This window comes from Neogemmobacter tilapiae, from assembly GCF_014652215.1.
Lineage (GTDB): Bacteria > Pseudomonadota > Alphaproteobacteria > Rhodobacterales > Rhodobacteraceae > Neogemmobacter > Neogemmobacter tilapiae.
In genome coordinates this window covers 97844-114077 of record NZ_BMYJ01000007.1, presented here as the reverse complement: position 1 = coordinate 114077, position 16234 = coordinate 97844, and the positions used below count along the sequence as shown (strand labels likewise).

The 16234-nt window shown below is 61.3% G+C and carries 12 protein-coding genes; 5 read left to right on the top strand and 7 right to left on the bottom strand.

Going from position 1 to position 16234, the window contains the following annotated elements:
• Nucleotides 1–107 precede the first annotated feature (107 nt).
• Nucleotides 108–1385, bottom strand: coding sequence for an ABC transporter substrate-binding protein (locus IE095_RS12355; protein ID WP_189411977.1), 1278 nt, complete (start codon nt 1383–1385; stop codon nt 108–110).
• Nucleotides 1386–1412: 27 nt separating this feature from the next.
• Nucleotides 1413–3650 (bottom strand): family 78 glycoside hydrolase catalytic domain, encoded by a 2238-nt coding sequence (locus IE095_RS12350; RefSeq protein ID WP_189411976.1) that lies wholly within the window; start codon nt 3648–3650, stop codon nt 1413–1415.
• Nucleotides 3651–3863: 213 nt separating this feature from the next.
• Between IE095_RS12350 and IE095_RS12345 the strand changes: the two genes are divergently transcribed.
• Together IE095_RS12345 and IE095_RS12340 are read left to right on the top strand one after the other, a co-directional pair.
• Nucleotides 3864–4883: a LacI family DNA-binding transcriptional regulator gene (locus tag IE095_RS12345; RefSeq protein WP_189411975.1), complete on the top strand. Its 1020-nt coding sequence runs from the start codon at nt 3864–3866 to the stop codon at nt 4881–4883.
• Between the two features lie 61 nt (nt 4884–4944).
• Nucleotides 4945–5250 carry a DUF2218 domain-containing protein gene (locus IE095_RS12340; RefSeq protein ID WP_189411974.1) on the top strand — a complete coding sequence of 102 codons (306 nt, stop codon included), beginning with the start codon at nt 4945–4947 and terminating at the stop codon, nt 5248–5250.
• 50 nt (nt 5251–5300) lie between these two features.
• On the opposite strand, the gene IE095_RS12335 is transcribed toward IE095_RS12340, so the two are convergent.
• A complete protein-coding gene (locus IE095_RS12335) occupies nt 5301–5756 on the bottom strand; it encodes a hypothetical protein (RefSeq protein ID WP_189411973.1) in 456 nt (151 codons plus the stop codon).
• Nucleotides 5757–5846: 90 nt separating this feature from the next.
• Here IE095_RS12335 and moaA point away from each other — a divergent pair, with 90 nt between their 5' ends.
• From moaA to IE095_RS12320, 3 genes are all read left to right on the top strand, one after another.
• A complete protein-coding gene (moaA, locus tag IE095_RS12330) occupies nt 5847–6848 on the top strand; it encodes a GTP 3',8-cyclase MoaA (protein WP_189411972.1) in 1002 nt (333 codons plus the stop codon).
• Nucleotides 6849–6945: 97 nt separating this feature from the next.
• Nucleotides 6946–8187, top strand: a complete 1242-nt coding sequence (locus tag IE095_RS12325; protein ID WP_189411971.1) for a TCR/Tet family MFS transporter — start codon at nt 6946–6948, stop codon at nt 8185–8187.
• Nucleotides 8184–9407, top strand: a complete 1224-nt coding sequence (locus IE095_RS12320; RefSeq protein ID WP_189411970.1) for a DegT/DnrJ/EryC1/StrS family aminotransferase — start codon at nt 8184–8186, stop codon at nt 9405–9407. Before IE095_RS12325 ends, IE095_RS12320 begins: the two co-directional genes overlap by 4 nt.
• Before the next feature lie 57 nt (nt 9408–9464).
• Here IE095_RS12320 and IE095_RS12315 read toward each other — a convergent pair whose 3' ends face one another.
• From IE095_RS12315 to IE095_RS12300, 4 genes are all read right to left on the bottom strand, one after another.
• Nucleotides 9465–10670, bottom strand: a complete 1206-nt coding sequence (locus IE095_RS12315) for a DegT/DnrJ/EryC1/StrS family aminotransferase (RefSeq protein ID WP_229804758.1) — start codon at nt 10668–10670, stop codon at nt 9465–9467.
• An 88-nt stretch (nt 10671–10758) separates the two neighbouring features.
• Entirely contained in the window at nt 10759–12363 is a 1605-nt protein-coding gene (locus IE095_RS18615) for a M10 family metallopeptidase C-terminal domain-containing protein (protein WP_189411969.1), read from the bottom strand.
• A gap of 176 nt (nt 12364–12539) precedes the next feature.
• Nucleotides 12540–14372: a calcium-binding protein gene (locus tag IE095_RS12305; RefSeq protein WP_189411968.1), complete on the bottom strand. Its 1833-nt coding sequence runs from the start codon at nt 14370–14372 to the stop codon at nt 12540–12542.
• Between the two features lie 104 nt (nt 14373–14476).
• Complete coding sequence (locus IE095_RS12300; protein WP_189411967.1) at nt 14477–16189, bottom strand: calcium-binding protein; 1713 nt, start codon at nt 16187–16189, stop codon at nt 14477–14479.
• Between the last annotated feature and the right edge of the window lie 45 nt (nt 16190–16234).

Sequence of the window (16234 nt, the reverse complement as noted above, 5' to 3'; positions counted from 1 at the left end):
GGGGGAGGGAGGATGCCCGGCTTTCCGGCGTTTCCAAGCGGAAACAGCCGTTCCTCGCGGCACCCTCCCCCCTTGTGGGGGAGGGATAGGGAGGGGGGGCTGGTGGCTTACCAGTTCGGCAAGCCCAGTTGTTTCGCCTGTTTTTCCACATCCTGATCATACAACGCCGCCGCATCCGCCGCCGGACGGATGCCGGAACCGACCTCGACCGTCAGTTGCTCCAGCGCCGGGCCCTTGATCGGCGACAGGAATTCCAGCGCCGGGGCTGTCATGCCTTCGGTTTGGAAGTAGGGCAGCATGTCTTTGACCGCCTGCGGCACATCGGCGGGCAATTCGCAGCCCTTGATCAGATAAGGCCCCGAGGCCCCCGCCGCCGAAATCATCGTCTGGCAGCTTTCGACCGTCGCCACGAAATCCACGAACTTCAGCGCCTCTTCCTTGTTGGCGCTGGCTTCGGGCACATAGATTGCCGCCGGCATCCAGACCGTCAGCCCGTTCTTGGCCGCATCATTCCCCGGCTGGGCGAAAAAGCCCATGTCGTTCAGATTGTCCGGATAGTTCTGCTTTACATTGCCAATGCCAAAGGTCAGCATCGGATAATGCGCCCCCTCGCCGGTCGACACCATCCGCATCCCGTCGTCAAAGGTCGCGGCCCCGAAATCTTCGTTCAGCACGCCTGCCTTGAACACTTCCTCCAGCCGCTCAAAGCCGCGCATCGCCGCGGGGGTCGAGGCGTATTTCGCCTTGTTCGCGGTATAGTCCGCCGCAAAGTTCGGCACCTCGGCCTGCACGTTGAAATAATCGGCCAGAATGAACAACTGGCTGGTCCAGGTGTCGGTATAGGTCTGGATCACCGCGACCTTGCCCGCCGCCTTGATCTTTTCGTTGTTGGCCATGAACTCCGCCCAGGTCTTTGGCGGGGTCAGCCCCAGTTCCTGATAGATCGGGATGTTGTAAAAAATCCCGCCGCCCATCGCAGGACCAAAGGGCACGCCGCGCACCGCGCCGTCTGGGCTGGTCACCACCTGCTTAAAGCTGTCCAGCACATTGCCCTGCCCGCCAAGGCTCGACATATCCGCCAGCGTCTGCTGCGGATTCAACGCCTGAAACAGCGAGCCCGAGTTATAGTTGAACACATCCGCCATCTCGCCCGTCGCAAGGCGTGTTTTGACGATGTTGTCGCCCTCGGCCCCGCCGGTGCGCTGTTCGATCTCGAACGTCACGTCCGGGTTCGCCGCCGTATAGGCCGCCGTCAGCGCCTCCATCATCGCCACGGTTTCCGGGTTGTTGTCGATCAGCACCGACAGCGTGACCTCGGCCTGCGCCAAGCCCGCCACCAGTGCCATCGCCCCTGCAAGGGCCGTGCTGTGGATCAATCTGTTCATCTTGGTTCCTCCCTCCTTGATGTGTCGTCAGTTCTTCAGCGTAAAGGTGATCTCATGGCTTCCCGGCCCCATCGTGGCCCCGCCAGACAGTTGCAAATCGGGCAAGTCCCCCCCCGCCCAGACCGCCTGCATCCCCGCAGGCAAGGTCAGCCGATAGGTCACCTTGTTCCCGTTCAGCGCCCATTCCGCCGCGACCCGACCATGGCGACTGTTGTGCCAGGCCTTCGCGTGACCCAGTTCCGGCAGAATTTTCGGGGCAATCAACAGGCGGTCAAAGCCGGGATGATCGGCATCCAGCGTCAGCCCCGCCACGCCCTCCATCAGCCATTGGCAGACAGCCCCATAGGCATAATGGTTATAGCTGTTCATATCGGGGTCATAGATCGACCCATCCGGTGCCAAAGCATCCCAGCGTTCCCAGATCGAAGTCGCGCCCATATCCACCTGAAACAGCCAGCCCGGAACCTTGCGGTTCAGGAACACCTTTGCCGCCAGATCCAGCATCCCCAGCTTTGTCAGCGCGGGCAGCAGGGCAGGCGTGCCGATGAACCCAGTGCCAATCAGATAATCCGCATCCTCCACTTCCTTGCGGAAGTAGGCTTTGGCGGCATCCATATGCTCTGCCGGGATCAGGTCATGCAGAAAGGCCAGCGCGTAAGAGGTCTGGTCATTGTGTGCAAGCCTGCCCGAAGGCGCTATATATTCATGGGCAAAGGCCAAGCGGATCGCCTCGGCACGTTCGCGCAGGGCGCGGGCCTGCGCCGTTTCGCCCAGAATAGTTGCCACTTTGGACGCAAGGTCTGTCGAAATGAAATGATACAGCGTCGCGGCGCAATCGGCGGCAATCGTGGGCCTTGGCGTGCGGTTGTCGCCCACCGGCTGCAACCAATCGCCAAAGGTGAACCCCTGCGCGCCCCAGCGGCTGTTGGTCTGCACGATGGGGCCATTTCCCAGCGACCACAGGTAATCGACCCATTTCACCATGGCGGGGAAAGATTCCCGCAGCACATCGACCTTGCCGTAATGCAGATAAAGCTGCCACGGGATCACTGTGATCGCATCGCCCCAGCCGGTCGAACCCGCCCAATCGCCGGGGAATTGTTCCGGGTGCAGGCGTGTCGGGTCGGGCGAGAAATGCGGCACCGCCCCATTCGGGCGCTGATCATGGCGCACGTCACGCAGATATTTGGTCAGGAAGGTTTCGGCATCCGCCAGCCAGCAGGCCGTGCCCGCGAAAACCTGCGCATCCCCCGTCCAGCCCAGCCGTTCATCCCGCTGTGGGCAGTCGGTCGGAATTTCGATGAAATTCGACCGCTGCGACCAGATGGTGTTCAGCACCAGCCGGTTGACCTGCGGCACGCCGCATTCGAAACCTCCGGCCAGATCGGGGACCGAGGTGACGGGCACCATTTCAATGGCCGTGACCTTCGCCGCCCCTTCGACATGCACCCGCGCATATCGAAAGCCGAAAAAGCTGAACATCGGCGCATAGGTTTCAACGCCCTGCCCGTTCAGCACATAGGTCAGCTCTGCCCGTGCCCCGCGATAGTTGCGGTTGTCAAACTCCCGCCCCGGCCCAAGAATTTCCGAATGTTCAATGCGGACCTTTGCCCCCGCAGCCCCTTCCACCGTCAGCCGGATATAGGCCCCGGCGTTCTGGCCAAAGTCATGCACCATCGCCGAACCGTCGGCCCAGCTTTCCAAAGGCAACAGCGGTGTCAGTTCCTTCACAGGGCCTGTTTCATGCGGCACCAAAAGCGCATGATCAAAGCCCAACGCCTCCACCCTATGCGTCGCCTTGGGCACCACGCGGGCATCGAAATCTTCGCCCCAATAGATCCCCGACCGCATCACCGGCAGCAAGCCGCTTTCCCAGCTTGCATCGGTTTTCAAAAGGACCGAACCCGCCTCCAGCTCTGCAATTGCGGCAATCCGATCGCCCCAACAGTTGAACACTGGCGCGGCCTTCCACATCATCTGCGAGCGATACCAGCCATCGCCCAGCCAAATCTCCAGCCGGTTCGCCCCCGCCTTTAGCAGCCCCGACACATCATAGGATTGATAGGCAATCGCCCGGTCATAGCAGGTCCAACCCGGCGTCAGCAGATCGTCCCCCACACGCACGCCGTTCAAAAACGCCCGATACAGCCCCTGCGCCGAAACATGCAGCCAGACTGGCCCGCTCGGCACCTTGCCCAGTTCGAAATCCCGCCCGACAAAGCTCGCTTGCGTCCCCTGCCCTGCATCCGATAGGGGGGCAATCATCTGCGCTGTCCACGCCCGCTCGGTTTTTGTAAACCGTTCTACATTCGCAGCCAAATCTTTGGCCGCAGTTAGCGTATCCAGTCCCATCGCAATCCTCCCCGTGCCCGGCCTCCCGCCGTGCATCGTTCTACGTAGACCATTCTACATTTCCGTTTGCCATGCAACGAAAATCTGCATAGGCTCAAAACCCAAGAAAATCAGAGCAATCCCTTCATGGCCACGCCCGAATCGCCCAAAGGCACCCGCATCACGATCCGGCATGTCGCCGCCGATTCGGGCGTGTCAGTGGCCGCAGTATCCAAAGTTCTGCGCAACGCCTATGGCGTGTCCGAGGCCCTGCGGATGAATGTGCAGGCCAGCATCGAAAAGCTGGGATACAGGCCTAGTGTGGCGGCAAGGGGGATGCGCGGCCAAACCTATACGGTCGGTATTCTTTTGGTGAACATCGACAACCCCTTCCTGCCGCAGGTCATCGACGGCATCCATGACAAGCTGGCCCCGTCAAACTACAAATCCATGCTGGGCATTGGCCGTGCGCGGTTGAAACTGGAATCCGAAATGGTCTTGTCGATGATCGACAACCGGATGGATGGCTTGATCCTTGTCGCCCCCATGATGCCCGAAAAGCTGCTCGCCCGCTTTGCCCGCCAGATCCCGATGGTGGTCATTGGACACCATGAACCCACCGCCGCCGATTTTGACACGATCAACAGCGATGACCGTCGTGGGGCCATGCTGGCAGTGCAAGCCCTTTACGACCGGGGTTACCGTGACATTGTGATGTTCAGCCAGGAATATATGAAAGACCAGCAACATCAGGTGGCCACCCTGCGCGAACAAGGGTTTCGGCAAGCGATGCAGGATCTGGGCATCGGCCCCGGCATCATCCTACGCGCCCCCGAAGACGAAGGCGCGGATGTCGAGGCGTTTCGCGCCTTTCTGGCCCGCCCCGACCGGCCTCGCGCCGTCTTTGTCTGGTCCGACCTGCATGCGCTGATCTTGCTGGATCAGGCCCATAAGGCCGGGCTGCGCGTGCCCGAGGATCTGGCCATCGTGGGTTACGACAATTCGCCCGTGGCCGGCATGTCGATGGTGGGCCTTTCCAGCGTCGAACAGCATGGGCGGCAGCTGGGTGGCATGGCGACCGAAGCCCTGCTGTCGCGGATCGAGGGGCGCAAGACCCCCAAACATCTCTATGTGACTCCCGAGGTCATTGCCCGATCAAGTGTCTAAGAGGCATCTTGCCTGCGGACCAGCGCAAGCCTAATCCTTATTGAAACGATAAGGATTGAACATGCTCACCAGCCGCGCCCATATGGTCACCGCACATGCCTCGAAATACCTTGTGCAGCTTTGCAAGCATTTCGCCCATAAGGTCGCCGTCGAACATGACGACCATATGGCCAGCGTCGCGCTGGGTTCAGGCCCAGCGACGATGACCGCCGATGCCCAAGGTCTGACCGTGACCGTCAGCGGCGAAGACGCCAAGGCCATTATTCAGGCGCGCTATGTCATCGACAGCCATCTTGTAACCTTTGCCTTCCGCGAGAATTTCACGGGCTTTCACTGGGGCGAACCTTGTGAAAAGCAGCCAGGATAGCTGCAAACCCGACAAAGGCGCGAGGGCCGCCCTATCAGGCAAAAGGGATGCTACTCGGCAAAGACCGTCACCTCTGGCAAAGCCGTCAGGCTTAACCCCAAGGCCCGGAAAGCCCCCAGCGAAAGCTGCGCCGCCCCTTCGCCGGGAATCAAATCGACCTGCACCGATTGACCGTCAGCGGTCTCTACTCGGCCTTTGCCAGCCGCCTTGACAGCAGCGCCGCGCAGCCAAAAGCCGGGCTCTGTCGCCTTGCCCAATGATACGGCCATCTTGCCCAAACTGGCTTCTCCTGCTGTCGGGGCCGCGGCCAGAGCCTCGGCCTTTTGCGCGTCCGTCGTGGTGTCCAAAGCCTCGGCACTGGTGGCACCCGGCGGCGGCGGCGGGGGGGCGTCCAACTCGAAATCAAAGTCCTGTGGCGTTTTGGACCGCTTGGCAAAGGGGCCTTCTCCGGCAGCACAGGCCGACAGTGACAGGATAAGAACGAAGGGCAGAATTTTTTGCATCATTTGATAATCTTATCCTTCTTGCGCAGCCAGACAAGGCTCCCCGACAAGCCTCCCCTTGTTCCTTGGCAGGAAGGCGCTTAGTTTGAGTGTATGACAGCCCTTGTCGACCCCTTCCAGCGGGCGATCCGCTATCTGCGTGTTTCGGTCACCGACCGCTGCGACTTCCGCTGTGCTTATTGCATGTCTGAAAACATGACATTCCTGCCCAAGGCCGATCTTCTTAGCCTCGAAGAACTGGATCGAATGTGCTCCACTTTTGTGGAACTGGGCGTCGAAAAGCTGCGCATCACCGGGGGGGAGCCCTTGGTGCGCAAGGGCATCATGACCTTCTTCCATGCCATGTCTCGGCATCTGCAAACCGGTGCCCTGAAAGAGCTGACCGTGACGACCAATGGCAGCCAGTTGGGGCGCTATGCCCAAGAGCTGGCTGCCTGTGGGGTGCGGCGGATCAACGTTTCACTTGATACGCTTGACCCAAAAAAATTCGCCGAGATTACCCGCTGGGGCCGCTTGCCACAGGTTCTGGAAGGGATCGTGGCGGCCAAGGCTGCGGGATTGCGGGTTAAGATCAACACCGTCGCCCTCAAAGGCTTTAACGAAGACGAACTGTTTTCGTTGCTGGATTGGTGCGCGCGCGAAGATCACGATTTGACTTTCATTGAAGTGATGCCGATGGGCGACATGGGCGGGACGGACCGGCTGGAACAGTATTGGCCGCTCCGCGATCTGCGGGCCCGCCTGGCCGAACGTTTTACCCTGACCGACCTTGCCGAACGCACCGGCGGTCCGGCCCGCTATGTCCGCCTTGAAGAGACCGGCCAAAAGATTGGCTTCATCACACCACTCACCCATAATTTCTGCGAAAGCTGCAACCGTGTCCGGCTGACCTGCACAGGTGAACTATACATGTGTTTGGGCCAAGAAGATGTCGCCGACCTGCGCGCGCCCTTGCGCGCAAGCGCCGACAACATGGCGCTCGAACAGGCGATCCGCGCAGCCATCGCCCGCAAGCCGAAGGGCCATGACTTCGATTACTCTCGGCAAAAGATCACCGGCCAAATGACCCGACACATGAGCCATACCGGCGGATGATCCCCCGACCGCGCATGGAACGTAAAGCGAACATGGCCTTTGACAGACGATTAACCTTCCGCTAGCGTGCGCGCGTTCAACGCATAGGCATCCCCTGATGACAGCTTCGCCCAAGTCCCGCCATGCGGTGACCTTTGTCCTGATCACCGTTTTCCTCGACATGGTCGGTTTCGGCCTGATCATGCCGGTCCTGCCGCGCCTGATCGAACAGGTGGGGCAAATGGATCTGGCCCATGCCTCGATCATCGGCGGCTGGATGTTCGCCGCGTTCTCTATCGCGCAATTCGCCTTTTCGCCGCTGATGGGCAACCTGTCCGACCGCTATGGCCGCCGCCCCCTGCTGCTGCTGGCGGTCTTTGGGCTGGGCATCGACTATATCTTTCACGCCTTTGCGCCATCGATCTTTTGGCTGTTCATTGGCCGCGCCATCGCGGGTTTCTGCGGGTCGTCCTATGTCATCGCCAATGCCTATATCGCCGACATTACCGCGCCCGAGGATCGCGCCAAGGCCTATGGCATGATGGGGGCGGCCTTTGGTGTAGGGTTTGTCTTGGGGCCGGCCATTGGTGGGCTTTTGGGCGAATTTGGCCCGCGCGTGCCCTTCTATGCCGCCGCCGTCATTTCGCTGATGAACTTTGCCTATGGCTGGTTCGTGCTGCCCGAAACCCTGACCGCCGAAAACCGCCGCCCGTTTGAATGGAAACGCGCCAATCCTTTCGGCGCTTTCAAGGTGTTCAGCAAGATTCACGGGCTTTTGCCGATGTGCTCGGTGCTGGCGGTCTATTTCTTTGCCTCCGCCGTCTATCCCGCCATCTGGGCCTTTTGGGGCATGGCGAAATTCGGTTGGTCCGAGGCGATGGTTGGCCTGACCCTTGCCGCCTTTGGCCTGATCATGGCGGGCTTTCAAGGCGGGCTGACCGGCCCCGCCGTGGCGCGCTGGGGCGAATGGCGGGTGGCGATGGTGGGGCTGCTTTGCGGGGCCTTGGTCTGCTTTGGCTATGGCATGGTGGCGGGGCTGACGGGTGTTGTCATTCTGATGTTCCTGCATGGGCCAGAGGGTTTCGTGCATCCTATGCTGACGACGCTGATGTCCAAAGCCGTGCCCGAGGATCAGCAGGGCGAATTGCAGGGTGGCATGTCAGCAATCATGAATCTGGCGATGCTGGGGGGAACCGTGTTCTTTAGCCAGATCTTCGGCTATTTCATGATGCCCGGCGCGCCGTTCCAGTCACCTGACGTGGCGTTCTTCGTGGCGGGGGTGTTGATTGCCGTGTCCTTCGTGATGTTCCTTGTCTTGGTCCGCCGGACGGAACCGGCCGCAGTCGGACCCAGCGCATGACAGAACGTTTCACGGGCAGCTTTACCCAACAGGAACCGATCCCGGACGATGCGATTGCGGCGGCAGTGGCGGTGCTGCGGCACGGGCGTCTGCATCGCTACAACACTATCCCCGGTGAATTGTCAGAAACAGCCCTGCTGGAACAGGAATTCGCGGCCTTGATGGGCGCGCGATATGCGCTGGCGGTGGCCTCGGGCGGATATGCGATGGCAACGGCCCTGCGGGCGGTGGGTGTGGGGCCGGGCGATGTGGTGCTGTCGAACGCCTTTACCTTGGCCCCGGTGCCCGGTGCGATTGCGTCGCTGGGGGCGGTGCCGCGCTTTGTCGATGTGACCGACGATCTGACGATTGATCTGGACGATCTGGCGGCCAAGGTCGGTCAGGCCAAGGTGCTGCTCTTGTCGCATATGCGCGGTCATGTCTGCGACATGGAACGGCTGATGGCGATTTGCAACGCCGCCGGGGTGACGGTGATCGAGGACTGCGCCCATACGATGGGCGCGCACTGGCGCGGGCTGCCCAGCGGGCGGCATGGGGCGATGGGCTGCTATTCGATGCAGACCTATAAGCATGTGAATGCGGGCGAGGGCGGGTTCCTCATCACGGATGATGCCGAACTGGCCGCCAAATCCGTGCTGCTGTCGGGGTCATACATGCTTTACGAAAGGCATCTGGCCGCACCGGGGCCAGAAGTGTTTGAAGCGCTGCGGTTGGACACCCCCAACATCTCGGGCCGGATGGACAATCTGCGTGCGGCGATCCTGCGCCCGCAGTTAGGGCTTTTGCCGGAACGCGTGGCGCGCTGGCGGGCCTTGTATGAAACACTGGAGGCGGGCTTGCAGGGGGCGAACGGGCTGCGGCTGACGCAGCGGCCCTCGCATGAAGACTACGTCGGTTCATCCTTTCAGTTTCTTTTGCCGGGCTGGAAGCCACAGGCGGTGCAGGTGCTGCTGTCGCGTTGTGCGGCGCGCGGGGTAGAGTTGAAATGGTTCGGGGCAGATCAGCCGATGGCCTTTACCAGCCGCTACGACCATTGGCGCTATGCCACGCCCGTCGCCTTGCCTCAGACCGATGCCGTGCTGGCGGGTCTGATCGATTTGCGCTTGCCACTGACGTTTTCGGCAGACGACGCGGCCTTGATCGGGCGGATTATCCGGGACGAGGTGGCCCAAGTGCTGGCAGGTGCTGGCCCCCTCGGTGTGGCCACACGGGCTGACTAGCGGCCAAGTCACTTTGCCTGTGCCCGTTGCCGGGCCTGATCATCGACCACGCCCGGCCTATCGCACCGCCTGAACCGCCGCGATCAGCGTCGCCCCGATCTGTTCCACCTGCAAAGCCGTCAGCCGCACCGGCAACCGCAAATCGGCAGTGCGCATCAGCATCGCCCGCGTCTTGGGCAGGTCCGGTGCCGGTCCCAGAAACTCCCAGTTCCAGAAGGCCCGCGCATTGCCTTCGGTCAGCCCAAAGATTTGCACGCCCAAGCCACGCCGCTTGCATTCCGCCAGAAACGCCCGCGCCTGATCATCCGACCAATCCCCCGCCAGCCGGAACTGGATCGAGTCCGGCGCCCGCCGTTCCGGCCCCAACGCCGGGGGCACGCTGAACAAAGGCTCCTCGCCCAGAATTTCCGCCAGCCGGTCGTGGTTCGTCAGGCCCTTTTCCACCCGCTCGTCCAAAAGGTCCAACTGCGGCCGGATCACCACCGCCGAAAGGTTCTGCATCCGCATGTTGTAAAGCGGCAGCTTGTTCTGCCAATGGCCAAAACTGTTCTGCAATCCTGGATGCTTTTTCCAGTTCTGCTCATAGGCCCCCGACATGATCACTGCCCGCGCCGCCAATTCCGGGTCATCCGTCACCATGATGCCGCCTTCGCCCGCGTTGATCATCTTGTAGGACTGAAAGCTGAAACAGCCCGCCTTGCCGATCGTCCCCACTTTCCGCCCGTTCCAAAGCGTGCCCAGCGAATGCGCCGCGTCCTCGATCACCGGCACGCCCGCCGCATCACAGGCCTGCATGATCGCATCCATGTCCGAGGTATGCCCCCGCATATGGCTGATCAAAACAGCGGAAGCGCCCGGCAGTTTCGCCCGGAAGTCTTCCATGTCAATCCGCAGGGAATGATCCACCTCCACCAGCACCGGCACGCATTCGGCATGAACCACCGCCGACGGCACCGCCGCAAAGGTAAAGGCCGGGATCAGCACCTTGGCCCCCGCAGGCAGGTCCAACGCCTTCAGGCACAGGAACAAGGCCGCCGAACAGGACGACACCGCCAGCGCATAACGGCTGCCCAAAAGCGCCGCAAACTCTGCCTCCAGCAGCGCCACCGGGGCCCCTTCCGGCGCGGTATAGCGGAACAAATCGCCCGACCGCAGCAGCGCCTCAATCGCCGCCCGCGCCGCCTCGGGGATCGGCTCCGATGCATGCAGATCGGGCAGATCAAGGGCCGAGGGGACAGGGGTATCCAGCGACATATTCAGCATTCCTGAAACTTGGTTTCAGGAATGCTTACGCTGTTACAAAGCGGCGCGCCAGTGACATGCCCATGACACCCGCCACATTCCGCCGATGTCAGAACATGAAATCCGCCACCGAAAGCGCAGCCTTGTTCACAATGGTCAGCGACCAATCCGCCCGCCCATCGCCGTTCACATCGCCCTGCAACAGCCCCGTCGCCTTGACATAGCGCACTTCGCCCGCGGTCTTGCCAAAGACTTTCGCGCCGATGAACGCCCCGCCCGGCATAAGGGATCGCAGATCGAAATCGTCCAACCCCGGCTGGAAATCCACGATCAGGTCGCCTTTCGCATCCTTTGCACTGGCGTAGATAAAGTCATCCCTGCCGGCCCCACCGGTCAAAAGATCAGCCCCTTTTCCTCCGATCAATCGGTCGCCCCCCCTTCCACCAGACAGGTCATCGCCTCCACCCAACCCCATCAGGCTGTCTTTCCAATCGGTCCCGAGAAAACTATCCGCCCCGCGCGTTCCTGTGACATCCACGGCTTTCGTCCGGTAATCGAAAATCCGCCCTGTGATGCCGTTGTAATCGGGGTCGCCGTTCTGATGGCTGCCATCCGACCAAGCGATGACCGTTCTGCCATCGGCCAGATTGATCGCCGCAGGCCCCACCTGATTGAACTCCGTCGACTGGTTCACCAGATTCTGCGCACCCACCGCCTGACCTGCCGCATCAAACCGCTGCGCCCGGATTTCCGAAAGCGCGGTGATCAGGCTGCCGTTCGACAATCTGGTCTGCGCCATTTCTCGCCAGACGACCAGATAGCCCCCGTCATCCAGCGCAAGGATCGACGGCTCCAGATTGTCGGTGGCCGTCGAATGCGTCACCTCGGGTCGGTTCACCTGCGTCCAGTCCCCCAGCGGCTGACCATCCGCCCCCAGCCGCAGTTGAACCACATCGCTGCCGCCGAAAAAGCTATCGGCCAGCCGCGCCACAACCATGATGCTTCCATCCGACAGCCGGGCCGCCGTCTTTTCCGAGACAACCAAATTCGCTGTCGCAAAAGGCGCAAGGTCCAATGTTTCCACCGTGCCGGTCGGCGACAGGATCGACAGCCGCCTTCCATATTCGCTGGACAGGATCAGCAGGCCTGCGTCGCCCATATCCACAATTTCGGCCCCCGTCGCGTGGTTGACGATCTGAAGGTTTTCGCCGACGGCCTGACCTTTCGCATCATAGCGTTGCAGCACCAGCGGATTGCGCTGTTCCCGGTCATCCCATGTCACCACAAAACCGCCATCCAGCAACGGGTGCACATGCGCCAAAAATTGCATCCCCTCTGTGGCGCTGTTCAGCACCACTTCGGCCCCCTGTTTCTTGCCATCAGCGGAAAAGGCCTGTCCCCGCACATCGGCCATGCCGCTGGAATAATCATCCCAGACCACCATGAAGCCGCCGCCTTTCAGGGCGACAACATCGCCATGCTCCTGCCGACCTTCGGTCGTGGTATTCACCAGCCGCTCGGGCCCGATCATGCGGCCATCGGCCGCAAAGACCTGTAGCCGCACAGCATTGTCAGAGGCATCGCCAGGATGCTCTCCCGCATCGGTCCAGCTGGCCACAAAGCCGCCATTGGCCAGGGCCGCCAGCTGCACGTCGTATTGGTTGCCGCGGATATGGGTGTTGAAAAAGAATTCGTCTGTGGGTGCAAGTGGCATAGCCGATCCTTGGTTCGAAGGGCGTCAGATCATCGGCAAGACCTCTCCAACCGATGACTCTGGATCAACTATAACGTTGATGTAAGCCTGTCATCTCCAAAATGCAGATCGGGCCCATGCGCAAACTTTGCTGAACGCGCATGGCTGCCATTTCCCACCGATAGGCATCTGTAAGATCAAAAGATGAAATCCGCCGCGCTCAACGCCACCTTGTTCACAATGGTCAGCGACCAATCCGCCCGCCCATCCCCATTCACGTCGCCCTGCAAAAGACCCGTCGCCTTGACATAGCGCACCTGATCTTCCTCACCACTGAAGGCCTGCCCACTGATAAATGCGCCGCCCTTCATAAACGCACGCAAGTTCAAATCATCTACGCCACGCTGGAAGTCTGTGATCCGGTCGCCCTTTGCCTCGGCGGCGCTGGTAAAGATGAAATCATCCGCCCCGCCATTCCCCGAGAGCAGATCCTTGCCCTTGCCGCCAAATATCCTGTCATCGCCAAGCCCCCCCAGCAAAAGATCCGCCCCATCCTCACCCCGCAACAGATCGGCCCCATCCCCAGCGTTCACGCTGTCATTGCCACTGCCCGCGATCAGTTGGTCAGACCCGCCATCGCCGCCCAGATCGTCATGGCCCAAACCGCCCCGCAGGATGTCGTTCCCATCGCCCCCGAATACGACGTCATTGCCCCCCTGCCCGTCCAGCCGGTCGTTGCCCAGTGCACCCGCCAGACTGTCGTTGAAGCTGGTTCCGACATATTGGTCATTCAAAGCGCTGCCATTCGCCAGAATGGCGGCTGTGCGTGGGTCAAAGACCTGCGCCACAACGCCCGATCCCGACTGATCGCCCACAAGCCCCGAAAAATCCGTCCAGCCGATGACAAAGCGCCCGTCGGCCAGCACGGTGATGCTGCTGTCAAACTGAAGGCTGGAAGTCGTTGTATGGGCCACAAACTCCTCACCCGATTTGCTGCCATCGGCGTTAAAGACCTGTGCGCGAATATCGGACAAACCGCTGCTTTCATCGGTCCAGCTGATCACAAAGCGCCCGTCCGGCAGGGTCGCAATCGCCGGCGTGCTTTGCGAATTGGCGACCACCGTGTTCACCAGAAACTCGGCCCCGACCTTGGCCCCCGCACTGTTGAACACCTGCGCCCTGACCGCAGCCCCGATGTTGTCACCCGCATTGCTGCCAAAATCGGTCCAGGTGGCTACAAAGCCCCCGCCGGGCAAAGCGGTCACGGCCGAGGCGAACTGGTCGCCATTGGTCGAGGTATTGACCAGAAATTCATTGCCCGATTTGGTGCCATTCGCGTTGAAAATCTGCGCGCGGACCCCGGCGCTGGAGGGATCCGCCCCCGCAGCACTGCCATCGGAATAGCTGACCACAAACCGCCCGTCCGACAACACGGTAATGGCGGGCTGCGATTGGTCTCTGCTGGTCGTCTTGTTGATCAGGAATTCATTGCCAACCTTTTTACCTTCGGCATCAAAGATTTGCGCCCGCACAGCCGATCCATCGGTGTCGCCCGCCGTTTCGCTTTCATCCCGCCAGGTGACGATGAACTGGCCGTTGGTCAGCGCCGTGACCGCCGATTCCCGTTGATTCTCCGCTGTGGTGGTGTTGACCAAAATCGGCGGCGCCGCCTTTTGGCCATCTGCCCCGAACACCTGCGCCCGGATTGCCGTTCCGCCATCGACCTCGCCCATACGGTTGTCGTCGGTCCAACTGACGACAAAGCCGCCATCCGCCGTCGCCGTGACCGAGGATTGCGTTTGCAGCAAAAAGCCGGTGGGGCTGACCAAAAGCTCGGCCCCGGCCTTGCTGCCATCGGCGTTAAAAAGCTGCGCTTTGATCACGCCGCCGAAAAGATCATCGAACTCGCCCGCAAAATCCGTCCAAGTCGCCACAAAGCGCCCGTCGGCCAGCGCCGTGATTGAGGCCTCAGCCTGACTGCCGAAAGTGGCGGTGTTCAACAGAAACTCCGGTCCGAAAGTCGCGGTCATGTCCTTGTCCCTTGCTTTGCGCCAAGGGCCGCCTTGCGGGCCGGTTGGCGTCATGTTTGCTCATTCCCATGACGCCTGAAGGCCCAGACCTATTCCCGACAAAATCAGAAAATGAAATCCTCCGCCGAAAGCGCCGCCTTGTTTGCAATCACAAGCGACCAGTCGGCCTTGCCGTCGCCATTCACATCACCCTGCAACAGGCCAGTCGCTTTCACATAGCGCACCTGATCGTCGTCTTTGGTAAAGGCCCGCCCCCCGATGAATTCGCCGCCCTTCATAAAGCCGCGCAGGTTGATGTCGTCCACACCATGCCGGAAATCACCGATCCGGTCGCCCTTTGCCTCGACCGCGCTGGCAAAGATGAAATCATCCGCCCCCGCCGCGCCTGTCAGGCTGTCGGTCCCGAGACCGCCAAAAATCCGGTCGTTGCCGCCGCCACCCGAAAAGCTGTCCAAACCATCCCCCCCGCGCAGCAGGTCATTGCCGCCCGCCCCGTGCAGAGAGTCATTCGCCAAACCGCCCGACATGCGGTCAGCAAAGCCCGTGCCGAAATAGCTGTCGTTGAAATCCGACCCCGCCAAGGTCACAGCCTTGGTCCGTGGGTCAAGGATCTGCCCCCGGATCGCGGGACCGGATGCATCCTCCCCCGTCGCGCTGCTGTCGCGCCAGCCGACCAGAACTCGCCCATCAGCCAGGGTCGTCAGCTGCGGCTGCTTTTGATCAAAGAGCGTCGTCGTGTTGACCACAAACTCCTGCCCCGAGGCACTGCCATCGGCTTTGAAAACCTGCGCCCGGATCGCCGTGCCCGAGGTATCGCCGCTGCTTTTGCTTTCATCCACCCAAGCGATGATAAACCCGCCGTCGGCCAGCCCTGTGACGGCGGGATCGGTCTGGCTTTGGTCCGTGCTTGTGTTCACCAGAAACTCCGCCCCCACAGGGCTGCCGTCCGCCGCATAGGCCTGTGCCCGGATACCGCTGCCCGAGGTTTCGTCTACACTGGCGCTTTGATCCGTCCAGGTCACTACAAAGCCGCCCTTCGCCAAGGCCGCGACCGTCGCGTCGTTCTGTTGACCAAGCGTTGTCGTGTTGACCAGAAACTCGGCCCCGGCCTTGCTTCCATCGGCGTTAAAGACCTGCCCCCGCACAGCGGACCCGCTGGTATCACCCACCGTGGCCCTCTCATCGGTCCAGGTCATCACAAAGCGCCCATCGGCAAGGGCCGCGATTTCCGGGCGCGACTGGCTGCCCAAGGTCGTCGTATTCGCCAGAAATTCGCCGCCGACCTTGCTGCCCGAGGCGTCAAAAATTTGCGCCCGAATGGCGTCGCCCGAGGTATCGCCGCCGCTTACGCTGCTGTCCCGCCAGCCGATCACGACATTCCCGTCCGACAAGGTGGTGATGGCCAAGATCGCCTGATTGCCCGCCGTTGTGGTGTTAACCAGAAACTCTGCCCCCGCCTTGCTGCCATCCGCCGCAAAAACCTGCGCCCGGATGGCCGCGCCCGAGGCGTCATCGGCGCTAAGGCTCAGATCCGCCCAGGCGATGACCAAGCCCCCGTCCGCCAGCAAGGTCACCGAAGGATCAGACTGCCGCCCCTTCGTTGTGCTGTTGACCAGAATTTCGGCCCCAGCCTTGCTGCCATCGGCGTTGAACACCTGCGCGCGAATGGCCGCATCGGTCGTATCGCCGGCCGTCCCGCTGAAATCGGTCCAGGTGATAACAAAACGGCCATCGGCCAGCACTGAAACACCGGGTTCATCCTGCCCCTCGGCGGTCGTTGTGTTCACCAGAAATTCGGGGCCGAAAGTCGTTGTCATGGGGATTGTCCTTTGGTTTGCGCCAAAGGCCCGCTGGCCGGACCG

Bases quoted from the DNA above. Each gene is read 5' to 3' on its own strand.
- IE095_RS12355 (WP_189411977.1), bottom strand. From the start codon at position 1,385: ATGAACAGATTGATCCACAGCACGGCCCTTGCAGGGGCGATGGCACTG.
- IE095_RS12350 (WP_189411976.1), bottom strand. From the start codon at position 3,650: ATGATTGCCCCCCTATCGGATGCAGGGCAGGGGACGCAAGCGAGCTTT.
- IE095_RS12345 (WP_189411975.1), top strand. From the start codon at position 3,864: ATGGCCACGCCCGAATCGCCCAAAGGCACCCGCATCACGATCCGGCAT.
- IE095_RS12340 (WP_189411974.1), top strand. From the start codon at position 4,945: ATGCTCACCAGCCGCGCCCATATGGTCACCGCACATGCCTCGAAATAC.
- IE095_RS12335 (WP_189411973.1), bottom strand. From the start codon at position 5,756: ATGATGCAAAAAATTCTGCCCTTCGTTCTTATCCTGTCACTGTCGGCC.
- moaA (WP_189411972.1), top strand. From the start codon at position 5,847: ATGACAGCCCTTGTCGACCCCTTCCAGCGGGCGATCCGCTATCTGCGT.
- IE095_RS12325 (WP_189411971.1), top strand. From the start codon at position 6,946: ATGACAGCTTCGCCCAAGTCCCGCCATGCGGTGACCTTTGTCCTGATC.
- IE095_RS12320 (WP_189411970.1), top strand. From the start codon at position 8,184: ATGACAGAACGTTTCACGGGCAGCTTTACCCAACAGGAACCGATCCCG.
- IE095_RS12315 (WP_229804758.1), bottom strand. From the start codon at position 10,670: ATGCTGAATATGTCGCTGGATACCCCTGTCCCCTCGGCCCTTGATCTG.
- IE095_RS18615 (WP_189411969.1), bottom strand. From the start codon at position 12,363: ATGCCACTTGCACCCACAGACGAATTCTTTTTCAACACCCATATCCGC.
- IE095_RS12305 (WP_189411968.1), bottom strand. From the start codon at position 14,372: ATGACCGCGACTTTCGGACCGGAGTTTCTGTTGAACACCGCCACTTTC.
- IE095_RS12300 (WP_189411967.1), bottom strand. From the start codon at position 16,189: ATGACAACGACTTTCGGCCCCGAATTTCTGGTGAACACAACGACCGCC.